Origin of the sequence: Kitasatospora sp. NPDC059146 (genome assembly GCF_042786665.1) — a bacterium.
Classification (GTDB): Bacteria; Actinomycetota; Actinomycetes; order Streptomycetales; family Streptomycetaceae; genus Kitasatospora.
In genome coordinates this window covers 24,525-46,296 of record NZ_JBHZCY010000016.1, presented here as the reverse complement: position 1 = coordinate 46,296, position 21,772 = coordinate 24,525, and the positions used below count along the sequence as shown (strand labels likewise).

The following is a 21,772-nucleotide window of genomic DNA, read 5'->3' as shown; positions in this document are numbered from 1 at the left end:
ACGTAGGACGAAATCGATTGATCCGACCCCGGGACGGCCACCCGGGGCCCCGTCCCGGCCGGCCGGCGAACGGGCCCCGGACATGCGAAGAGCCCCGCCGACGTGATCGTCGACGGGGCTCCCCGGCTGGCGGAGGCTGAGGGATTTGAACCCTCGATCAGGAATAACCCCGAAACCGCATTAGCAGTGCGGCGCCATAGACCGGACTAGGCGAAGCCTCCCCACATGGACCGTACCCGCGCGAGCGGACCCGTTCCGTGTGTCAGTGATGATGCCACAACCGTGGGGCTCGGCACCAACCACCGCCAACGTTACTAGGCGGGTCACTCCCGCCGCAAAGAAGAATGAGATACTGCCGACTCCGGAGGAGCTGCCTTGAGCCGAGGAGACCTGTCGACGTGAGCAGCAGGCCGATCCGAGGCGCTGCTCGCCTCGACGCCATACTCGACGCCCTGCCCGAAGCGTTGTTGCTGGTGAACAGCAACGGCACCGTGGTGGACGCCAACAGCGCAGCGGTCCAGGCGCTGCAGGCGCCCGGCACCTCGCTGGTCGGCATGGGCGTGCTCGGCCTGCTGCCCGAGTTCGATCCCAGCCGGATCCCGGGCTCGATGCGCCCGGCCACCCGCGACGCCGACGCCCTGGACCGTCCGGTCCGGATGACCGCCCACCGCACCGACGGAACGACCTTCCCGGTCGAGGTCTCCGGCAACGACTTCGCCACCGACGGCGGCGACGGCTACGGACGCTCCCCCTACGAGCCCTACCGCGACGGCCCCCGCGCCTCCTCGTCCTCCGACCTGCTCCTGCTGCTGGTCCGCGACCTCTCCGGGCGGCTCGGCGTCGAGACCGAACTGCGCCGCCAGCACAAGCAGACCGAGATGATCCTGCGGGCCGCCGCCGAGGGCGTGCTCGGCGTGGACCTCGAAGGCCGCTGCGTCCTGGTCAACCCGGCCGCCGCGCACATCCTGGAGTACCGGGCGAGCGAGCTGGGCGGGCGCGAGCTGCACCCGCTGATCCAGCACTCCCGGGCCGACGGCACCCCGCTGGCGCTGGAGGAGTCCGCGCTGCTGGACACCCTGACCTCCGGGCGCAAGCACCGGGTGCGCGGCACCGTGCTGTGGCGCAAGGACGGCCGCCCGGTCACCGTCGACCTCACCACCGCCCCGGTCCGGGACGGCGACGAACTGGTGGGCGCGGTGATGACCTTCACCGACCGCAGCCGCGAACTCGCCCTGGTCGCCCGCAACGAGCACCTCACCGCCGTCCTGGAGAACGAGCTCGGCGGCGCGCTGAGCGCGCTGAACCAGCGGCTGGACCGCCTCGCCGCCGACCCCGCCGGGCAGCTCTGGCCCGAGGCCAACTGGACCCTGCGCCGGCTCGCCGACGAGTGCCGCCGGTTCGGCAAGCTGATCGACGGCGTACTGGAGCACCAGCGCTCCGAGGCCGGCGAGGGCGCACCGGCCGAGGGCCGGGACGGCAAGGACGCCAAGGAGACCAAGGACGGCAAGGACGGCAAGGGCGGGCGCCGGACCGCGAAGCAGGTCCCGGTCGGCCTGGACAAGGTGGTCCGCCGGGCCGTCGAGGAGGCCGGCGAGCTGGTCGGCCCCGGCCGGGTGCGCTTCTCGGTGCACGCCGCCGCGGTCGAGGTGATCGCCGACGAGCGGCGACTCGCCCAGGCGCTGGCCCACCTGGTCGCCGACGTCAGCGGCACCGGCCTCGCGCTGGACGCCCCCACCGCCCCCTCCCCCGGCCTGTCCGTCCCCGGCCTGTCCGTGCCCGGGCTGGGCGGCCCGCCCACCCCGCCGGCTCCCGCCGAACCGCCGACCGTCGTCCTGGCCGCCGCCCAGCGCGGCGAGGTCGCCCGGGTCGAGATCCGCGGCCCCGGCGTCGGCGGCAGCCCCGTCCACCTGCCGATAGCCCGCGCGGTGGTCGAGCGCCACGGCGGCGTGCTCCAGCCGCACGAGCTGCCCGGCAAGGCCGGCACCACCTACGTGGTCGAGCTGCCGCTGGACCCGGCCGCCGCGAAGGCCGCCGCCGAACGCGCCTCCGCCGAGGGCCGCTCGGACCGGCCCAAGGAGGGCGACAGCGCCGTCCTGCCCGAGCTGCCGGGCATTCCGCAGCTGCCCACCAGCGGCGACGCCGCCGGATCCACCCGGCCCGCCCCCGCCTCCGGCACCCCGACCCCCACCGGCACCCCGACCGGCCCCGGCCGCCCCGGCGACGCGCCGGTCACCCGGGAGGCCGCCGAGCCGGAGCAGGCACCCGCCGAGGAGGCCCCGGCCGAGCGCCGCGGCCGCCGCGGCCGGCCCGCCATCGAAGCCGGACCCTCCGGGAGCTCCGACCCGACCGCTCCCGCCGACCAGTGGCCGAACGCCCCCGCCCGGGTCGAGCGGGCCGTCCCCGAGCAGTGGAACGGCACCGGCAACGACCCCGCCTACGGCCGCCCCGGCCCGGCCGCCCCGGAGGCGGCGCAGAGCGACCCCTGGGGCAAGGACGACGGCCGCTCCGGCCCCGCCTACGCCGTACCCGTGGAGGGCGCGCGCCCCGCGCAGGGCCGGCCGGCCGGCCGTGAGCCGCTGGCGCTCGGCCCGGCGCCCGCCGACGCCACCCCCTCCTCCGCTCCTACGTCCGCGCCCACCTCCGCTCCCGTCGAACCGCCGCCGAACGGCGCCGCCGAGGACGGCGGCGAGGCCAAGCCGCGCAGACGCCGTGCCCTGCCCTCCGCCGAGGACTCCTCGGGCGGCTTCGCGCTCCCCGGCGTGGGCGACACCCCGGTCTACCCCGGCCTGGAACACGCCCTGCCGGCCGGTCCGGCACCCGCCCCGGCCGAACCCGCTGTGGCACCGACCGGGCGCCGCCGCCGGCTCTCCGTACCGCCCGGGCCCGGCGCCGACGCCCCGGCCGGAGCACCCGCTGCGCAGACCGGCGGCGCGCTGGAGCCGGCCCGGCCCGCGCTGCCCGCTGCCGAGGAGCCGGGCGGACCCCGCCCGGTCGGCAGCGGACTGGCCGAACTGGCGCCGCCGCGACCGTCCGCCGCCCCGGTGCCCGTCGCCCCGCAGCCGCCCGTACCGGCCGCGCCGCGCGCGCTGGCCGAACTGCCCGCCGCCCGGAGCGACCGCCCGGACGCCGAGCAGCCGCAGGCCGCGTCCGGTGAACTGGCCAACACCCGCCGGCTGCTGGTCTGGCCCGAGCCCGACCCGGCCACCGGCCAGGCGCTCCAGGCCCGCGGCTACCTGCCGGTGATCGTCCGCTCCCGCGAGGAGGTGGACGCCCAGGCGAACGCCTTCCCGGCGGCGCTCTTCGTCGACCCGCTGACCGGCCCGATCACCCGCACCGCGCTGCAGTCGCTGCGCACCGCGGCGCTCAACAGCCGCGTCCCGGTGCTGGTGACCGCGGGCCTCGGCCAGGCCACCCGGGACGCCGCGTACGGCGCCGACCCGGCCGTGCTGCTGCGCGCCCTGGCCCCGCGCGACGGCGAGCACCACGCCCCGCGGGTGCTGCTGGTCGAGGGCGACCCGGACATCGCCGCCGCCATGATCAGCAGCCTGGAGCGGCGCGGCATGCACGTCGAGCACGCGGTGGACGAGAACGACGCCGTCGCCCGGGCCAGCAGCGTGCAGCCCAACCTGGTGGTGATGGACCTGTTCCAGATCCGCCGCCGCCGGATCGGACTGCTGGACTGGCTGCGCGCCAACGACCGGCTGCACCGCACCCCGCTCGTGGTCTACACCTCGGTGGACCTCGACCCGCGCGAACTGCCCCGGCTGCGCACCGGCGAGACGGTGCTGTTCCTCGCCGAGCGCTCCACCAGCGAGGACGTCCAGTCCCGGATCGTCGACCTGCTCGGGCGGATCGGCGCGATGGGTGAGGCGGGCGTCGCCGCCGCGGGCTGAGCCCGGACGTGCCGGAGGGCCGGCCCCCGTTCGTACGGGGGCCGGCCCTCCGGTGTGTCCGCTACTCCTTGCCGAGCGTGGTGACGTCCAGCTCGTCGGCCGCGTAGCTGGCCCGGATCACCTTCTTGTCGAACTTGCCGACCGAGGTCTTCGGGACGGACTCGACGATCGCCCAGCGCTCCGGCAGCTGCCAGGAGGCGATCCGCTCGGCCAGGAAGGCCCGCAGGTCCCTGAGCCCGACGGCTGCGCCCGGGCGCAGCACCACGGTGGCCAGCGGGCGCTCGCCCCACTTCTCGTCCGGCACCGCGACCACGGCGGCCTCGGCCACCTCGGGGTGGCCCATCAGGGCGTTCTCCAGCTCGACGGAGGAGATCCACTCGCCGCCCGACTTGATGACGTCCTTGGCCCGGTCGGTGAGGGTCAGGTAGCCGTCGGCGGTGATGGTGCCCACGTCGCCGGTGCGCAGCCAGCCGTCCTCGGAGAACTTGTCCTCCGGGCGGACCGGGTCCTGCCCGGCGCCGCCGTAGTAGGCGGCGGCGATCCACGGGCCGCGGACCTCCAGTTCGCCGGCCGAGACGCCGTCGTGCGGCATCCGCTCGCCGCCCGGGCCGATCAGCCGGGCCTCGACCGAGGCCGGGAAGAGGCCCTGGGTGATCCGGTACGGCCACTCCTCCTCGGGGGTGAGGCCGCCCGGCGGCTGGGCGAAGGAGCCGAGCGGGGAGGTCTCGGTCATGCCCCAGGCGTGCAGCACCCGGATGCCGTGGCGGTCGTCGTAGGCCTTCATCAACGACGGCGGGCAGGCGCTGCCGCCGATGACGACCATGCGCAGGCTGGAGGTGTCGTAGTCGCCCGCGTCCAGCTCGTCCAGCAGGCCGCTCCAGATGGTCGGGACGGCGGCGCTGACGGTGGGACGGACGGCGGCGATCATCTCGGCCATCGGCTTGGGCTGGAGGAACCGGTCCGGCATCAGCAGGTTGGCGCCGGACATGAAGGCGGCGTGCGGGATGCCCCAGGCGTTCACGTGGAACATCGGGACCACCGGCAGGGCGGTGTCGCGCGGGGTGAAGGCGAAGTTGTCGCCGGTGTTGACCTGCATGCAGTGCAGGTAGATCGACCGGTGGCTGTAGAGCACGCCCTTCGGGTCCCCGGTGGTGCCGGAGGTGTAGCAGAGCACGGCGGCCCGGCGCTCGTCGATGTCCCGCTGCCACGGGAAGTCGGTGGGCCGGTCGGCGATCAGCTCCTCGTAGTCGTGCACGCCGCCGGCGAAGCCGGCCAGCACCGAGCGGTCGCCGGGGCCGGCCACCACGATGTGCTTGAGCGTGGGCGCGAGCTGCGGCAGCACGGCGGCGAGCAGCGGCAGGACGCTGCCGTTGACGACGATCACGCGGTCGGCGGCGTGGTCGATGATGAAGGACAGCTGCTGGGCGGGCAGCCGCAGGTTCAGGGTGTGCAGCACGGCGCCCATCGCCGGGACGGCGAGGTACGCCTCCAGGTGGAAGTCGTTGTTCCACATCAGCGTCGCGACCCGGTCGTCGCCCGTCACCCCGAGCTCGTCGCGCAGCGCGTGCGCCAGCTGCGCGGCGCGCGCGCCCACCTCGGCGTAGGTCCGGACGACCGGACCGGTCGCGTCCCAGGTGGTGACGGTGGAACGGGCGTGGACGGTGGACCCGTGCTCCAGGATCCGGGCGACGGTGAGCGGTACGTCCTGCATCGTGCTGAACACGGGTCCTCCTCGACCTGGCGGCACTGGCGGTGCCACGGCATTTCCTACTGGGCGGTAATGCGCGTGGACGTGCCCGATTGTGCCGTTCCGTCCGCCCGCTGTCAGCATCCGGAACCCGTTGCACGGATCACGGGACCGGCCGGACGTACCCGGTCAGCCGGCGGTCGGGCCGTCCACCCGGTCGCGGTCGACGGTGAGGGTCTCGCCGGCGTAGGTCTCCTGGACGTTGCCGTGGTACTGGTGGACGCGCTGGTGGGAGGCCCAGAGCTGCGGGCCGAGCGGGCCGGCGGAAGCGGTGTCGGCGTGGTCGTCCCAGTGGGCGTACCAGACGGCGTCCGGGAGCGGGCCGCTGCCGGCCCGGGCCGCGGCGGCCAGGTCGGCGACGCCGGAGTCGAGGCTGGAGTAGAAGCCGGAGCGGTAGCCCGCCGCGTGCAGGGCCTGGGTCCAGCCGAGGGTGAACTCGACCACGGCCCGGCCGCAGCCGGCGTCGCGCATCGGGTAGGCCTCGATGTCCAGGTAGACCGGGGCGCCCCGGCCGAAGCCGAGCGAGCGCATCGCGCGCACGGCCTCGCCGGCCTCGTCCCGGCCCTGCTGGGCGGCCTCGGCCGGGTCGATCCGCCGGGGCTTGCGGCTCGGATCGGCGCACGGCGCCTGGAGGCCGACGTGCACCGGCAGGAACCGCCAGCCCATCGAGCGCGCCTGGTGGATCCAGTCCGCGGTGAGCCGGGGCTGGGGGCAGCCGCGCTGGGAGCCGCTGACGTAGATGCCGACCGCCCCGTACGGGGAGGCGGCGCGCCAGGCCCGCAGGGCGTCGGTCGAGGGGGCGGTGCAGACGTCGAAGGCCGCGCCGCTCCAGTTGTCGCGGAACCGGGGCGGGCCGATCCGGTCGGGGAGCCGGACGGCCCGGATGCGCGGGAGGGCGGCGGCGGCCGGGACGGAGGCCTCGGCGCTCACGCCCGTCCCGCCGGTCGCCAGCAGGAGCACGAGGGAGGCGGCGAGGAAGGCCGCCGGGCGGAGACAGCGCACCCGGCCTTGATACTGACGGACCGTCGGACGAACGCGTCCGCCACGCCGCGCGGCCCGTTCGAGTCCACCCTTTCGGGCGCACCCGTCCGCATCCGTCCCGGTTTCCGTGAACGGGTTGTAACGAGCTTGCTGGTTGGTCACTCCTTACGGCAAACTCGTCAGCATGCCCACCTCCCATACCGGCGAAACCGTCGCCCCCACCTCGGCCGCCGCCGTCGCCGAGGCCCTTGCCACGCCGCCCGCCCCCACGGGCGAGCCCGCCGGCGAGCGGGGCAGCCGGCGACGAGGTGGGGAGCCCGGCTCCACGGCGCCCCCGGGGCTCCGCCCCGGCCGGTCCACCGGCCGGATCGGCAAGGCCCTGCGGCGCCCGGACAGGATCCCGGCGCCGCTTCTGTGTCTGGTCGCGATGTTCCTGGTGCAGACCGGCATCGCCCTGTCCAAGCCGCTGTTCGGCCCGCTCGGGGTCAGCGGCACCACCTTCCTGCGGCTGGGCTTCGCCGCGGTGATCCTGCTCGCCGTCACCCGGCCCCGGCTGCGCGACAAGCGCCCGCGCGACCTCGCCGCGGCCGCGCTGCTCGGCATGGCCTCCGCCGGGATGACCTTCCTGTTCGCCGGGGCGATCGACCGGCTGCCGATGGGCACCGCCGCGACCATCGAGTTCCTCGGCCCGCTCGCGGTCGCCCTGGTCTTCGCCCGGCGGGCCAGCCACCTGCTCTGGGCCCTGCTCGCGGCGGCCGGGGTCGTCCTGCTGACCCTGCTCGGCGAAGGGGAAGGCGGCAGCTCGCTCGACCCGGTCGGCCTGCTCTACGCCTTCGGCGCGGCCGGCTGCTACGCGCTGTACATCCTGTTCACCGACAAGGTCGGCGCCGCCTTCCAGGGCTTCCAGGGGCTGGCGGTGTCGATGACGGTCGGCGCCCTGTTCCTCGCGCCGTTCGGGCTCGGCGAGGCCTGGGACGGGCTGACCGCCCCCGGCGCCTCGCCGCTGGTGCTGCTCGCCTCGGCGGCCGGGGTGGCGCTGCTGCTGCCGGTGCTCCCGTACGCGCTGGAGATGACGGCGCTGCGGCGGATGCCCCAGCGGGTGTTCAGCGTGCTGGTCAGCCTGGAGCCGGCGGTCAGCGCACTGGTCGGGCTGGTGGTGCTCGGCCAGCTGCTGGGCGCCGCGCAGCTGGCCGGGATCGGCTGCGTGGTCGCGGCCAGCGTGGGGGCCACGCTGACCGGACGGCGCTGACCGGACGGGTCTGACGGGAGGGGGCTGGCGAGAGGCGGTTGGCGGGAGGGGGCCGACCGGAGGACGCCGACCGGGCGCGGCCGGCCCCTCACGGCAACGGCGCTACGGCCAGAGCAGGGTGCGGGACCACTCCGGGGTGCGGACCGGGCCGGTGCGGGTGTAGCGCAGCCGGACGTGCCGGCGCTGGGCGTCGCCCTGCCAGAACTCCACCTCGTGCGCCCACAGGGTGTAGACCGCGTGGCCGGGCGCGACGGCGTCCGGGGTCGCCTCCAGCCGGCGCCGGGCGACCGCCACCGCCTCGTCGTACTCGGTCAGCTCGGCCAGCGGCTCGCTCTGCCGGCCGACCAGCGCACCGACCCGGGCGGCGGGCGAGCGGGTGGCGAACTCCGCGGCGGCGACCAGGTCGGCGGCCCGCTCGACGCTGCCGCGCACCCGGACCTGGCGGCCCAGCTGCGGCCAGTAGACGTTCAGCGCGGCGGCCGGGTGGTGGGCGAGCTGGCGGCCCTTGGGGCTGTCGGCGGCCGCGGAGAAGTTCCAGCCGGTGCCGGCCGCGTCCACGTCGCGCAGCACCAGCACCCGGGCGTCCGGCATGCCGTCGGCGTCGACCGTGGCGAGGGTGAAGGCCTGCGGGTCCAGCACCCCGGCGTCCAGGGCGGTGGCGAGCCAGTCCACGAACAGCGGGCCGGGCTCGGCGGGGGCGGCCGCGGGGTCGAAGGAGGGCAGCGGGCGGGCCATCGGCGGGCGACCGAGCAGCAGTTCCGGGACGGACCTCGGCCCGGGCCGGCGCTCGTCCGGTGGTGCCGGGCACGGCTGCGACTGCGGCTCCGGTGCGGGCCTGGCCCCGTCCGGGCCGGTCAGGCCCTCGTCCTCCGCCGCCATCGCGCGCCTTCCTTCCGATTGCCGCGGTCGCCGCCCCGACCGGGCCGTCCGTTCCGGGCCCGGGCACGTGGAGCGCTGTCGGAGCGCAACCGTACCGCCGTGGACCGACGGCGCCGGGCGCGGGCCCTCGCTGGAGGGATCCGGGCCGCTCGCGGGGGGCGGGGCGCGTGCGGGCGGGGCGCAGGGGCCGGGCGCGCGGGCCGGGCGCGGGTGGCGGGCCGGTGGGGCCCCGGGCCCGGACGCACTCGTGGGCGGTGCCGATGGCGGCACCGCCCACGAGGCCGGCTTCGCGGCGACCCTTTCCGCTGGCCGGTCCATGCGTTCGTCCGGTCTCCCCGGTCCGCCCGGGGCGGGAAGCCCGCCCGGTGACCGTTCCGGACCCCACCGCGGATGCTCAGCTCACCCGCGGCCGTCCACCTCCGGCGCCCCCGCCGGCAGTGGCACCCGGGGCCGTCAGGGGAAGATCGGGGCGAAGATGACGTTGATGTTCTTGTTGCCCTGACCGGCCAGGACGTTGCCCGCGTTGTCCTTCACCGCGACGGTGTTGTTCTGGTTCGAGGCGCCGGCGCCGGTGGCCGTCTGCTGGTTGGAGACGTAGTTGCCGTCGAGGCCGCCGAAGATGTTGCCGGTGCCCGTGTTGGACACCACGCCGGCGTTGGAACCGGCCGCGGCGCCCGCGCCGTTGTCGGCGGCGGCGGCCCCGGCACCGGCCAGCAGCAGACCGGCCGCCAGCGGGGCGGCGAGCAGGAACCCGGACACCCGGCGGGTGTTGAAGCGAGCCATGTGAGCCTCCAAGAAGCCGTTAATCGTGCATTGGTCGAGCATGGTGCGGGGGTTCGCCGGCCAGACGAACACCTGCGGGCTGCGACGCCGGGAGAAAGACTTCCGCAACAAATCGACAAAGCACTAGCCGACGGAGCAGTTTTCGCCCGTTAGCGTGATATCCACCCGGGCCGCGCATAACGGGCGGAAGATCGGACAGTGCGCCGACACACCGCTACTGACCTGCGACTTCGCCCGTTCGGCGGCCTTTCCGCGGACGTCGGACGACGGCGCGTCAGTGCCGTACGAACCTCCGGGCGCACCACCCCCGGCGCGGGCCACCCTTGAACACGCCCCCGAAAGGTTCGCCCACCCTTCCAAGTCGACTTTCCAGCCATTCACAGACCATCGGAAAGTCGTACCGAGAATGCGGGCCGAAAGATGCGCATGAGGAGAAGATATCCGCGCCGAAAATCAGACCATCTTGCCCGGATTGAGGATGCCCAAGGGGTCGAAGACCGCCTTCACCTGCCGCTGCAGGTCCAGCCCGACCGGCCCCAGCTCACGGGCCAGCCAGTCCCGCTTCAACAGCCCCACCCCGTGCTCCCCGGTGATGGTGCCGCCCAGCTCCAGCCCGAGCGCCATGATCTCGTCGAAGGAGCGCTGGGCCCGCGCCGTCTGCTCCGGGTCCGCGGCGTCGAAGATCACGATCGGGTGGGTGTTGCCGTCCCCGGCGTGGCTGACCACCCCGATCGTCAGCGCGTGCCGCTCGGCGATCGCCGCGACGCCGTTGAGCATCTCGGCCAGCCGGGAGCGCGGCACCGCCACGTCGTCGATCATCGTGGTGCCCAGCCGGTCCAGCGCGGGCAGCGCCAGCCGCCGGGCCGCCAGCAGCAGGTCCGACTCCGCCTGGTCCTCGGCCGGAACCACCTCGGTCGCCCCGGCCTCCCGGCACAGCTCCGCGACCCGGGCCAGCCCGGCCTCCCGGTCCGGCCCGTCGAAGGCCACCAGCAGTAGCGCCCGGGTCGACTCCGGCAGCCCCATCTGCCCCAGCTCGTTGACGGCCCGGACGGAGACCGCGTCCATCAGCTCCATCAGCGACGGGGTCAGCCCGCGCTCCATCACCGCGCAGACCGCCGCCCCCGCCGCGTCCGCGCTGGGGAACTCCGCCGCCAGCGCCAGCTGCGGCTCCGGCGCGGGCCGCAGCGCCAGCACCGCCCGGACCACCACCCCGAGGGTGCCCTCCGAGCCGACGAACAGCCGGGTCAGGTCGTACCCGGCCACTCCCTTGGCCGTGCGGCGCCCGGTGGACAGCAGCCGGCCGTCCGCCAGCACCACGTCCAGCCCGAGCACGTACTCGCTGGTGACGCCGTACTTCACGCAGCAGAGCCCGCCCGCGCCGGTGCCGATGTTGCCGCCGATCGTGCAGGACTCCCAGCTGGACGGGTCCGGCGGGTAGCAGAGACCCAACTCCTCGACCGCGCGCGACAGTTCCGCGTTCACCACGCCCGGCTCGACCACCGCCACCCGGTTCACCGGGTCGATCTCCAGGATCCGGTTCAGCTTCACCAGCGACAGCACGACGCAGCCGTCGACGGCGTTCGCCGCCCCCGACAACCCGGTCCGGGCCCCCTGCGGCACCACCGGCACCCGCAGCTCGGTCGCGGTGCGCAGCACGTGCTGCACCTGCTCGACCGTCTCCGGGAAGACCACCACGGCGGGCGTCCCGGCGGCGCAGAAGCCCGCCATGTCGTGGCTGTAGGCGGCGGTCACGTCCGGATCCACCACCACCGCCTCCGCCGGGAGGCCCAGCGCCAGTCGGTCCGTCAGATCACTCATCGCCGCCTCCAGTCACCACCGCGCCGCCGCCACCTCCGCACTCTGCCCCGAGGCCCGGAGCCGGGCAAGTGGGCCTCGGCACCGGCCACCGGCCGCCGGCCCGTGTCCCGCCGACCGGCGGTGCCGGTCGGTCAGGCCCGGCGCAGCACCGGGGTGGCGAGGGCCGCCAGCCCGGCCGCCCCGGTGGCGAGGGCGCAGAGCAGGGCGGGCGGGACGGCCCCCGTCGCGTCCGCGGCCGTCCCGAGCAGCCCGGTGGACAGCACCAGGGCGAGGCTCTGCACCAGCGTCAACAGGGCCTGCACCCGGGAGAGATGGGAGTCCGGGGCACCGCCGAGCACCAGCGGCCCGAGGTGGCAGGCGAACAGTCCGGAGCCGAGGCCCACCACCGTGCTGCCGACCACCGCCGCCCCCGGACCGCCGGACAGCGCCAGCAGCACGGTGCCCGCCGAGGCCGTGCAGAGCCCGGCGGCCGCCCCGACCCCCGGCCGGGGCAGCCCGCCGCGCCAGGCGACCGCCGCCGCCACCGCGAGCACCCCCGCCGCCTGACCGGCGGTCACCAGTCCGGCGGTGCCCGCCGCCCAGCCGTGTGCCCGGGCGAGCAGCGGGCCGAGCAGCGAGACCACGGGCAGCAGCGCCCCCGCGGCGGCCCCGGTCAGCAGCAGCGCGGCCCGCAGCAGCGGATCCCCCAGGGCCAGCCGGACGCCCGCCCCCGCCTCCCGCAGCAGGCCCACCGGGGCGGCGGCGGGAGCCGGACCGGGCCCCTCCCGGTCCGGCCGGACCCGCAGCAGGACCAGCAGGACGACCGCGAAGCTCACCGCGTCCGCCGCCGCCGCGCCCGCGAGCCCGCCCCCGGCGACCAGCAGGCCGCCCAGCGGCGCCCCGAGCAGCACCGCGCACTGCCCGCCGGCCTGCCGCAGCGCGAGCGCCCGGGGCAGCCGGTCCGCGGGCACCAGCCGGCGCGGCATCGAGCCGCTCGCCGGGAGGTGGAACGCGTCGACCGCCCCGGTCGCCACGGCCGCCCCGACCAGCAGCCACAGCGGCGCGCCCCGGCCGCCGGCCACCGCGAGCGCCAGTGCGGCGGTCACCACCAGCATCACCGCGTCCCCGACGAGCATCACCCGGCGGGCGCCGAACCGGTCCGCCACCGCCCCACCCAGCAGGACCAGCACCGTACGGGGCACGGTGACCGCCGTCAGCACCAGCCCGGCCGCCCCGCCGCCGTACCCGGAGGCGGCCCAGCCGAGGGCGAAGGACAGCGCGGCGTCACCCAGCAGCCCGGCCTGGGCCCCGGCCAGCCAGAGCAGGTACGGCCGGGGCAGGGCGGTGCGCCGGGCCGTCCCGGCGGAGGTCGCGGTGGTCATGCCGGGTGACGCTAGGACCCTCGACCTGGTCGAGGGCAAGCGGCGGCCGCTACCTGCGGACCACCGGTTCCTGGAACTCGACGACCCAGCCGGACCGGTCGGCCGGGGTCTCCATGTAGCGCTCCCGGGCGTAGCCGGTCGAGCGGTAGCCGTTCTGGTCGATGTAGCGGGCCAGGGCCTGGAAGCTGCCCATCGCGTCGTCCATCGAGCCGCGGTGGACGATGGTCACCGCCTCCTCGATCGGCGCCAGGTCGACCACCTCGATGTCGTCCCGGCCGGCCCGCACGGACGGCGCGACCTGGAGGGCCACCCGGACGACCACCGAACCGTCGCCCTCCGGCCCGTCCTCGTACCGGGCGACGGACGGCCCGACCACCTCGATCCCGGCCTGCTCCACCCGTCGGCACAGCTCGTCGAAGAGCGGGCCGATCACCGGGGTGATGTCCTCCGGCGCGTAACTCGCCGCCACACCGCTCAGTTGGGCCACCCGCACGGACGGAACGGGCTTCACCACGACATCGTGCTCGAACATGTTCCCCTCACTCTCGATCGTCCGGAGCCTCGCCTCCACCCGGGCCAGCCGCTGCTCGTCCGCCGCGATCGCCTCGGCGAGCTGGGCCCGCCGCAACCGCAGCATCCCGCGCAGCTCGGCCGGGTCCGGGTGCTCGTCCAGCACGGCCCGCACCTGCTGCAGCGTGAAGCCGAGCTCCTTGAGCGCGATCACCCGGTTCAGCCGGGCGAGTTGGCCCGCCTCGTAGGAGCGGTACCCGGTGGCCGGGTCCACCCTGGCGGGTGTGAGCAGGCCGATCGCGTCGTAGTGGCGCAGCATCCGCACCGACACCCGGCCGTGGACGGCGAAGTCTCCGATGTTCAACATGGTGCTCCCACTCCACCGTCTCCCCCTGTGTCAGGGTCAACCCCCGGCCGCCGGCCCGGCCGCGACCCCGCGTCGGCCCACCGCCGGCCCGCCGCCGGCCCGCCCCGGAAAACACCGAGGGCGGGTGCCGAAACGATCTCGGCACCCGCCCTGAGCAGGTGTTTTCTCCTACCGGCGGAGAGCGTGGGATTCGAACCCACGGTGACGGGTCACGCCACGACAGTTTTCAAGACTGTTCCCTTAGGCCGCTCGGGCAGCTCTCCAGGCGGAGGTCAGCCTAACGGGTCCGACGGCCTTCGGCGCACACGATTCCGCGGGCCCGGGGGGTCACTGATCGCCGTCCCGCTGGCCGAGCGTGACCTTGGTGGTCATGGTCTGGCCGTTGCGGGTGTACTCGACGTCGACGGTCTCGCCCGGCTTGTGCGTCCAGATCCGGCTGACCAGGGCGGGACCGTTCTCGATCGGCGCGCCGCCGAGCTTGGTGATCACGTCGCCCGGCTTGAGGCCGGCCTTGTCGGCCGCGCCGCCGGGGGTGACGGCGGGCTGGCCCTGGACGTCCTTGGTCTGGATCTGCGCGCCGTCGCCCTTGTAGTCGTCGTTGCGCAGCACGTCGAGCTTGGCGTAGACCGGCTTGCCGGTCTTGATCAGGGTGTCCGCGACCCACTTGGCCTGGTTGATCGGGATGGCGAAGCCCAGGCCGATGCTGCCGGCCCGGCCGTTGGCGGAGGCGTTGGACTGGATCGCCGAGTTGATGCCGATCACCGCGCCGCTGGAGTCCAGCAGCGGGCCGCCGGAGTTGCCGGGGTTGATCGAGGCGTCGGTCTGCAGGGCGTTCATGTACGAGGCCTGCGAGCCGGTCTCGTCGCCGGAGGCGACCGGGCGGTCCTTGGCGCTGACGATGCCGCTGGTGACGGTGGACTCCAGGCCGTACGGCGCACCGATCGCGACGGTGGCGTCACCGACGTTGACCTTGTCGGAGTCGGCCAGCGGCAGCGGCGACAGCTTGCTCTTCGGCGGGTTGTCGATCTTGACCACGGCGACGTCGTAGCCCTCGGCGTGGCCCAGCACCGAGGCGGTGTAGGAGGTGCCGTCGGCGAACTTGACGGTCAGTTTGCCGCCGTTGAGGGCCGGCGCGACCACGTGGTTGTTGGTGAGGATGTGGCCCTCGGTGTCGAAGACGAAGCCGGTGCCGGTACCCGACTCGGTGCTGTTCTGCGCCTTGATGGTGACGACGCTGGGCAGCGCCTTCTGGGCGATGGCGGCGATCGACCCGGGGACGGGCTCGTTCTTCTGGGTGTTGCTGGCCTGGACGGTGGTGCTGCGGTGGTCGTCCGCCGAGCTGCTGCTGCCCGCGTGGTCGCTGGCGACCACACCGACCGCGCCGCCCGCGATGCCGGCGACCAGCGCGACGGCCGCGAGCAGGGCCACCAGGCCGCCGCGCTTCTTGCGCGGGCCGTGGCCGCCCGGGCCGCCGGGGTACTCGGCGGGGTACCCGAACGGACCGCCGGGGCCGCCGGGGTGGCCCGCGCCGGCGTCGTGGCCGCCGCCCCAGCCGCCGAGCGGCTGGCCGGCGCCGAAGGGGTGGTGACCGGGTGCGCCGGGCGCGACGGGCGCACCGGCGGCCGGGGCGCCGTACGGCTCCTGGGCGTTGGCGGCCGGGACGCCGTAGCCCTCGTGGGCGCCGGCGGCGGGCACGCCGTGGGTCGGGGTCGCGTACGGGTTGGTGCCCGGGGTGCCCGGCGGCAGGGCGGGCGCGGCCGGAGCGGCGGCGACCGGGGCCGGGGCGGGCGGCGCGGGCGGCAGGACCGGCGGCGGGGCGTCGATGTAGCCGGTGGCCGGGTCGACGGCGGGCTCCTCGACGGCGGGCGCGGCCGGCGCGGCCGGGGCCTCCGGCGCGGGCACCTTGGTGAAGGCGACGGTCGGCTGGTGCCCGCCCTCCGCCGGGGCGGCCTCGGCCGCCGCGCTCGCGGCGGCCGGCTCCGGGACCCGGCCGAACGCCATGGTCGGCTGGTGCCCGCTGTCGGCCGGGGCGGCGTCGGCCGACCCGTCCACCGGCCCGGCCACCGGGTTGTCCACCGGTTCGTCCTTCGGCTCGGGAACCCGGCTGAAGGCCATGGTCGGCTTGTGGCCGCCCTGAGCGGTGCCGTCGGGAACGGCACCCGCCGCCTCCGGGGCCCCCGCGGGCTGCTCCCCCTGCGGCCCGATGGGCCCAACCTCGCGCTCGGTGCTCACGGACGACCTCCATAGCTGACAGAACCAAGGACCATAGTTTTTCGCACCGGCGATTCGATTGCCGTAAGGACCCCTCTGAATAACTCATAAGAATCCTTAGCCGCCACCGACAACCGGGGCTCCCCACCCCCGCCCGGCGTCCCGCGATGCGGACCGCGCACCCCGTGGCCTTTGGCGTTCGTACCCGTGCCGGTTAGCCTGTCGCTCCAAACTGACACGCGGGAGCTTGGACCGACCAGGCTGAGAGTGCGCATGTCGACCGTACGCCAGGCCAGTGACCGGCGGACCGTCGAGGGGGCGCTGACCGCCGGAACCTGTCCGGGTAATGCCGGCGTAGGGAGTATCGGCCATGCCGCCTGCTTCGCCATCCTCTTCTCCGGGCGCGCCCGCGTCCAAGGATTTCCCGCCGGACCCGGCCGGCGCCGGCGCCGCGCTGCTGGACCACCGCGTCGAGGCACCGCTGGTCCTGGACACCGAGCCGCCGCGCACCCTGCGCTTCCGGGACCACTTCGCGCTGTGGATGAACCTCGGCGTCAGCCTGATCGGCTTCTCCACCGCCGCGACCGTGCTCGGCGAGAAGGGCAGCGAGCTGTCGCTGGCCGCCGCGGTGACGGCGATCGTGACCGGTACGGCGGTCGGCACCGCGATGCTCGGCGTCGCCGCGCTGATCGGGGCCCGCACCGGCGCCCCGGCGATGGCCAACCTGCGCGGCCTGTTCGGCACCCGGCTGTCCTACCTGCCGACCGTGCTGAACATCGTCCAGTGCGTCGGCTGGGGCGTGTTCGAGCTGCTGACCATCGCGGCGGGCGCCCAGACCGTCGCCCACACCAGCGACTACCGCTGGCTGTTCGTGCTGCTCGCGGGCGCGCTGACCACCGCGCTGACGATCTGGCCGCTGGGCTCGATCGCGGTGCTGCGCCGCTTCGTGGCCGGGGCGGTCGCGGTCGCGATGGTGTACTTCACCGTCCAGCTGGGCCGCCAGGGCGTGCCGGACCCGGGCGCGGGCAACTGGCACGGCTTCCTGGGCGCCACCGACGCGATGATCGCGGTGTCGATCTCCTTCGTCCCGATGGCCGCCGACTACACCCGGCACTCGCGCAGCCCGAAGTCGGCCTTCTGGGGCAGCTTCTCCGGCTACACCGTCGCCCAGGTCTGGTGCTACGTGCTGGGCCTGATGGCGCTGCTCCAGTCCGACGGCGACCCGAGCCGGATCTTCGACTCCTTCCTCGGTGTCTGGGCCGGCTGGCTGTTCCTCCTGGTGCTGGTGCTGCGCGAGACCGACCAGTCCTTCGCCAACGTCTACTCGACCGCGATGTCGCTGCAGAACCTGCTGCCGCGGGTGGACCGCCGGGTGCTGAGCGGCGGGATCGGCGTGCTGACCACCGTGCTGGCGCTGCGCATCGACCGGTTCACCGACACCTACAGCAACTTCCTCGGCCTGATCGGCTCGGTCTTCGTACCGCTGCTGGCGGTGCTGGCGGTGGACTACTTCTTCGGCGCCGGCCGGCACGGCTGGGACCTCTCCGAGCGGGCACCGTCCCGCTGGCTGATGCTGCTGCCGTGGGTGCTGGGCTTCGCCGTCTACCAGCTGATCGCGCCGACCGCGGTGGGCGACGGATGGGTGGACTTCTGGACCTCGGCCCAGCGGACCCTGCACTTCACCCCGCAGGAGTGGACCTCGGCCTCGCTGTTCGCCTTCCTGGTGCCGGCGCTGGTCACCTGGGGCCTCACCCCGTTGACCCGCCGCACCGCCCGGGCCTGACGCACCGGGGGCGGAGCCGGCCCCGCAGGTTGGGACCGGCTTCGCCCCGGGTTCACCCGCGCCCCCTATCGTTGGGGCCGTGACCAGCCCAGAACTGCCCTCGGCGGCGGCGCGCACCACGCCCTCCGTCCAGGTGATCGCCCACCGCGGCTCCTCCCACGCCCTGCCCGAGCACACCCTCGCGGCGTACCGGCGCGCGCTCGACGAGGGCGCGGACGCCGTCGAGTGCGACGTGCGGGTGACGGCCGACGGCCACCTGGTCTGCGTGCACGACCGCCGGATCGGCCGGGTCTCGAACGGCCGCGGCACCGTCTCCGCGATGACGCTGGCCGAGCTGGAGGCGTACGACTTCGGCGCCTGGAAGACCGGCCGGCCCAGCACCGACCCCGAGCTGCGCGGCGTGCTGCGGCTGGAGCGGCTGCTCGAACTGGTGGTGGACTGCGGCCGCCCGGTGGACCTGGCGATCGAGACCAAGCACCCGGTGCGGTTCCGCGGCCGGGTCGAGGCCGAGCTGCTGCGCACCCTGGAGCGGTACAAGATCGGCACCGCGCCGGACGGCGAGCGCCCGTCCGCCCGGATCATGAGCTTCTCCTCGATCGCGCTGAACCGGGTGGCCGCCGCCGCGCCCGACTACCGGCGGGTGTTCCTGATCGAACGGATGCTGCCGCTGCTGGGCCGCCTGCGCCCCGGGCAGCCGCTGCCGGGCGGGGCCCGGATCGCCGGCCCCGGCATCGAGCTGATCAAGGCCAAGCCGCAGCTGGTGCCCCGGCTGCGCGAGCTGGGCCACGAGGTGCACGTGTGGACGGTGGACGAGCCGGCCGACGTCGAGCTCTGCCTGGAGCTCGGGGTCTCCGCGATCATCACCAACAGGCCCGCCGAGGTGCTGGCCCAGCTCGGCCGCTGAGCCGGGGCCGGGCGCCCCGGGTACCCGGGGAAACCTGATCACCCTGGTCGGCAGTCAAACCTTCCGCGCACGGTATTGCCGGAATTCTTGCGATCGGGCGACGGAGGGTGAGCACGGAATGACCTCTTGTCGACCCTGAGTCGCGCCGCCGGAAAAGGGCCCGCAGGATCCTCCGACAGTCGTTTCCGACGCATTACCAAGGGGCATCCATCCCTCGGCATACGCTGAAGGAGGTCCGGGGGTGGCGTTGATGGTGGCGCGTGAAGTGCCGACTTCATCGACCATGGCAGTGCCGCACGGCCCAGCGAGTGTCGGGGTCGCACGGCGCCGACTGCGTCGAGATCTGGGTGACCGGCAGATACCGGAACCGGTCATCGATGATGCTGTTCTGATCCTTTCCGAACTGTTGAGCAACGCCTGTCGGTACGCCCGTCCGCTCGGCCCGCTGCCCGCCCTGGGCCGCGGCGCCCGGGCGGAGGTGGTGGACCAGGTGCTGGTCGGCGTCCCCTCCGGGACGCACCCGGCACCGGGCGGCCGGGAGCCCGAGGACGACACGGCCGAGCCGGCCGGCGGTGTGCTGGTCCGCTGGCAGATGCACGCCGACGGCGTGCTCACCCTGGAGGTCACCGACGGCGGCGCGGCCACCCGGCCGCTGCCCGCCAGCCCCTCGCTGACCTCGCGCGGCGGCCGCGGCCTGGCCATCGTCGACCAGCTGGCCAGCGACTGGGGCGTCCGGGACGCGCCCGGCGAGGTCACGGTCTGGGCGGCGCTGCCCGCCCGCGCCCGGCACGCCCGGCGCACCGGGGGCGGCACCGCCCGCAGCGCGTAGCCGTCCGAGCGGCACCCGTCCGACCGGTACCAGGGCGTACGGCACCCGTCCGACCGGCGCCCGCCCCGGCGCGTTCCCGCGCGCCGGGGGAACCTCAGTAGGCTTCCCGTGAAACAGGACCACCGTCCCCGGGAGAGCCGCAGCATGGGCAAGAAGGCCGCCAAGAAGGCGCCGCAGCGCCAGTCCACCACCGCCGTCACGGGTGAGATCCCCGTGGTCGGGGCCCGCGAGGACTGCCCCTGCGGCTCGGGCCGCCGCTACAAGGCGTGCCACGGCCGGGAGGCCTCGCACGCCGTGCAGGAGCTGGTGCACCGCCCGTTCGAGGGCCTGCCGGGCGAGGCCGACTGGGTGGCGCTGCGCGAGCTGGTGCCCGCCGCCACGGTGCCGCTGACGCTGGCCGCCGGAGTGACCGCGAGCGCCGGGGGCGACGTCCCGTCGGTGACCCTGGCGACGGTGCTGCCGCTGGCCTGGCCGGCCCTGCGCCGCCCCGACGGCTCGATCCTGCTCGGCCTGCAGACCCAGTCCTCCTCGGGCGACCTCAGCCGCGACCTCGCGGACGCCCTGGAGCTGGCCCTGGCCACCGAGCCCGGCAGCCCCGTCCCGGCCCGCCGGACCGGCCCGGGCGGCCGCCGCCTCCAGGACCTGCTGGACGCCTCCGCCGCGTTCACGCCCACCGTGCACACCGGCTTCGAGTTCTGGCTGGAGGACGCCGAGACCGCCACCGGCGAGGTCGCCGCCTCGCTGGAGCGCGCCAACGCCTCCGCCATCCCGACCGAGAAGCTCGCGAGCGTCGACGCCGCCTACTGGTGCGGCACCCCGGACAAGAACCACCTGCGCTGGGTGATGACCGTGCCCGAGGAGCGGCTGCTGGACGCGCTGGCCCGGCTGAACGCCGCCGGCGAGGCCTCGCTCGGCGCGGACACCCGCCTGGTGGGCTCGTTCCGCGCGCACGGCCTGACCGTCCCGGTGTGGGACCTCCCGCTCGCCATGACCGCCGCCGACTGCGAGAAGCCGGCCGCCGAGTTCGGCGAGCGGCTCGCCGCCGTCCTCGCCGACCCGACCGAGCTGACCGCCGAGGAGCGGCGCGCCCGCGCGAACCTGGTGAACCGTCAGGTCACCCTGAACTAAAGCGCGCAGGATCCGGGTGATACGCGTCACATTGTCGCCGGGAAGCCGCAATTTCCGGGCCTGGAGGGCGTCTTGGAAATTGGCGCGGGCGCGGATCCTTGTTACTGTCTAAAGAGTCCGGCCGCTGGTGCATCCCCCGTCGCCAGCGGCCGGATCTTTTCTTTTTCCGGAACGCCCCGCACCACCGGGCCCGGAGTCCGGCCCGACCCGGCGATCCGTCAGTACGTCGAGCGCCCGCTGTCCAGCCGGACCGTCGCCTCCACCAACTCCCCCAGCAGCGGCCCGACCTGCGGCAACCGGACCCCACCGGCCGCGGCCGGCCGCGGCGCCAGCACCCAGCGCACCCTCCCGGCCCCGCCGCCGGGCGGCAGCGGCAGGAAGCCGCCCGGCCCGTGGTAGCGCAACGATCCTGGCACCGAAGGGAGTTGGGCGAGCATCTCGCCCAGGGCGTCGAGCGAGTACGGGGCCACCAGCAGGGCGTAGCGGCCCGGCATCGCGAGCACCGGGCCGAGCGGCAGCCGCAGCGCGCCCAGGTGGACCAGCGCCCTGGCACCGGCCGCCGCGGGCAGGCTGACCGCCGAGACCGCGGAGCCGGTGGCGGCCAGCACCGGCGCGTCCGGGGTCTGCCGCTCCCACCACCAGCGCACCATCCGGGGGTCCGTGGTGGCGGCCAGCAGGGACGGGTCGTGCGGATGGGCGCCGGGCGCCGGGCAGTCCGGCTCCCCGCAGGAACAGCGGCCGCCGCACAGCACGGTGCCGGGCACCACCGGCCAGCGGTGTTCGACGGCGGCCGTGAGGGCCGCGGCCAGCCGGGCGGACGACTCCTGCGGCTCCCGGGACTCCTGCGACCGGCTCCTCGGGCTCTTCGGGTTCTCACGCATGGCGCTCGTTCCTTTCCCTGACCGCTCGGTTCGCTCCGCCCCACCGACATCCGTCGGGACCCGCCGCAGGGGCCCGCGGCGGCACGGCCCCGGAAAGGCGCGGAACGGGGCGGGCGGCACGGCGGACGGCGCGGCTACGACGTGGAGCACGGTGTGGAGCACGACATGAGAAGGGCCGCGCACTGGAACAGCCCCTGGAACGAGAATCCCGTATGCGACCGGATGGACGCCGCCCGGGCGCGCTTGGTTCCACCGTACGAGTGAGAGACTTCCGGCCAGCCCGGATCGCGGGCGGCGCGGACATACGATCCGGACGGCCGCCCGGTCCGTCCCCTCGGTTCTGCCCGCTCCCGGCTCGCTCCATGCCTCCGGCTCCGACCGGCGCGCCGCGCCCGGTGCGCGCCCTCCGACCGGGTCGCGCGGACGTGGAACCGGCCACCGCATCGTC

At 75.1% G+C, this 21,772-nt stretch carries 15 protein-coding genes, 2 tRNA genes and 1 riboswitch; of the genes, 6 read left to right on the top strand and 11 right to left on the bottom strand.

Features of this window, described 5'->3' with window-relative positions; genetic code table 11:
* Positions 1-127 precede the first annotated feature (127 nt).
* Positions 128-221 (bottom strand) — tRNA-Ser (locus ACFXPX_RS09975).
* A gap of 177 nt (positions 222-398) precedes the next feature.
* Here ACFXPX_RS09975 and ACFXPX_RS09970 point away from each other — a divergent pair.
* Entirely contained in the window at positions 399-3,893 is a 3,495-nt protein-coding gene (locus ACFXPX_RS09970) for a PAS domain-containing protein (RefSeq protein WP_380523406.1), read from the top strand.
* A gap of 61 nt (positions 3,894-3,954) precedes the next feature.
* Here ACFXPX_RS09970 and ACFXPX_RS09965 read toward each other — a convergent pair whose 3' ends face one another.
* Together ACFXPX_RS09965 and ACFXPX_RS09960 are read right to left on the bottom strand one after the other, a co-directional pair.
* Entirely contained in the window at positions 3,955-5,616 is a 1,662-nt protein-coding gene (locus tag ACFXPX_RS09965; protein ID WP_380523405.1) for a long-chain fatty acid--CoA ligase, read from the bottom strand.
* A gap of 153 nt (positions 5,617-5,769) precedes the next feature.
* On the bottom strand, positions 5,770-6,642 hold the full coding sequence (locus ACFXPX_RS09960) for a DUF1906 domain-containing protein (protein WP_380523404.1): 873 nt from the start codon (positions 6,640-6,642) through the stop codon (positions 5,770-5,772).
* Positions 6,643-6,805: 163 nt separating this feature from the next.
* Here ACFXPX_RS09960 and ACFXPX_RS09955 point away from each other — a divergent pair, with 163 nt between their 5' ends.
* Entirely contained in the window at positions 6,806-7,870 is a 1,065-nt protein-coding gene (locus ACFXPX_RS09955; RefSeq protein ID WP_380523403.1) for a DMT family transporter, read from the top strand.
* 102 nt (positions 7,871-7,972) lie between these two features.
* Here ACFXPX_RS09955 and ACFXPX_RS09950 read toward each other — a convergent pair whose 3' ends face one another.
* The 7 genes from ACFXPX_RS09950 to ACFXPX_RS09920 all read right to left on the bottom strand — a co-directional run bounded on the left by ACFXPX_RS09950 (position 7,973) and on the right by ACFXPX_RS09920 (position 15,820).
* Positions 7,973-8,749, bottom strand: a complete 777-nt coding sequence (locus ACFXPX_RS09950; RefSeq protein ID WP_380640446.1) for a pyridoxal 5'-phosphate synthase — start codon at positions 8,747-8,749, stop codon at positions 7,973-7,975.
* A 453-nt stretch (positions 8,750-9,202) separates the two neighbouring features.
* Positions 9,203-9,532 carry a hypothetical protein gene (locus ACFXPX_RS09945; RefSeq protein ID WP_375882638.1) on the bottom strand — a complete coding sequence of 110 codons (330 nt, stop codon included), beginning with the start codon at positions 9,530-9,532 and terminating at the stop codon, positions 9,203-9,205.
* Positions 9,533-9,985: 453 nt separating this feature from the next.
* Positions 9,986-11,350 (bottom strand): FAD-binding oxidoreductase, encoded by a 1,365-nt coding sequence (locus ACFXPX_RS09940; RefSeq protein ID WP_380523402.1) that lies wholly within the window; start codon positions 11,348-11,350, stop codon positions 9,986-9,988.
* A gap of 131 nt (positions 11,351-11,481) precedes the next feature.
* A complete protein-coding gene (locus ACFXPX_RS09935) occupies positions 11,482-12,711 on the bottom strand; it encodes an MFS transporter (protein WP_380640444.1) in 1,230 nt (409 codons plus the stop codon).
* A 49-nt stretch (positions 12,712-12,760) separates the two neighbouring features.
* Positions 12,761-13,588 carry a MerR family transcriptional regulator gene (locus ACFXPX_RS09930; RefSeq protein ID WP_380640442.1) on the bottom strand — a complete coding sequence of 276 codons (828 nt, stop codon included), beginning with the start codon at positions 13,586-13,588 and terminating at the stop codon, positions 12,761-12,763.
* A gap of 175 nt (positions 13,589-13,763) precedes the next feature.
* Positions 13,764-13,851 (bottom strand) — tRNA-Ser (locus ACFXPX_RS09925).
* Between the two features lie 64 nt (positions 13,852-13,915).
* Positions 13,916-15,820, bottom strand: coding sequence for a S1C family serine protease (locus ACFXPX_RS09920; protein ID WP_380640440.1), 1,905 nt, complete (start codon positions 15,818-15,820; stop codon positions 13,916-13,918).
* A 208-nt stretch (positions 15,821-16,028) separates the two neighbouring features.
* Positions 16,029-16,177, top strand: a riboswitch (TPP riboswitch).
* On the opposite strand from ACFXPX_RS09920, the gene ACFXPX_RS09915 reads away from it, so the two are divergent.
* The 4 genes from ACFXPX_RS09915 (at position 16,170) to ACFXPX_RS09900 (ending at position 20,443) form a co-directional block, all read left to right on the top strand.
* Entirely contained in the window at positions 16,170-17,582 is a 1,413-nt protein-coding gene (locus tag ACFXPX_RS09915; RefSeq protein ID WP_380523399.1) for a purine-cytosine permease family protein, read from the top strand. Its footprint overlaps the riboswitch before it by 8 nt.
* 79 nt (positions 17,583-17,661) lie before the next feature.
* A complete protein-coding gene (locus ACFXPX_RS09910; RefSeq protein WP_375882651.1) occupies positions 17,662-18,486 on the top strand; it encodes a glycerophosphodiester phosphodiesterase in 825 nt (274 codons plus the stop codon).
* A 241-nt stretch (positions 18,487-18,727) separates the two neighbouring features.
* Positions 18,728-19,315 (top strand): ATP-binding protein, encoded by a 588-nt coding sequence (locus ACFXPX_RS09905; RefSeq protein WP_375882653.1) that lies wholly within the window; start codon positions 18,728-18,730, stop codon positions 19,313-19,315.
* A 144-nt stretch (positions 19,316-19,459) separates the two neighbouring features.
* Positions 19,460-20,443 (top strand): DUF5926 family protein, encoded by a 984-nt coding sequence (locus ACFXPX_RS09900; RefSeq protein ID WP_380640438.1) that lies wholly within the window; start codon positions 19,460-19,462, stop codon positions 20,441-20,443.
* Between the two features lie 218 nt (positions 20,444-20,661).
* Here the strand turns inward: ACFXPX_RS09900 and ACFXPX_RS09895 are convergent, their stop codons facing one another.
* Complete coding sequence (locus tag ACFXPX_RS09895; RefSeq protein ID WP_375882657.1) at positions 20,662-21,324, bottom strand: bifunctional DNA primase/polymerase; 663 nt, start codon at positions 21,322-21,324, stop codon at positions 20,662-20,664.
* Positions 21,325-21,772: the final 448 nt, after the last annotated feature.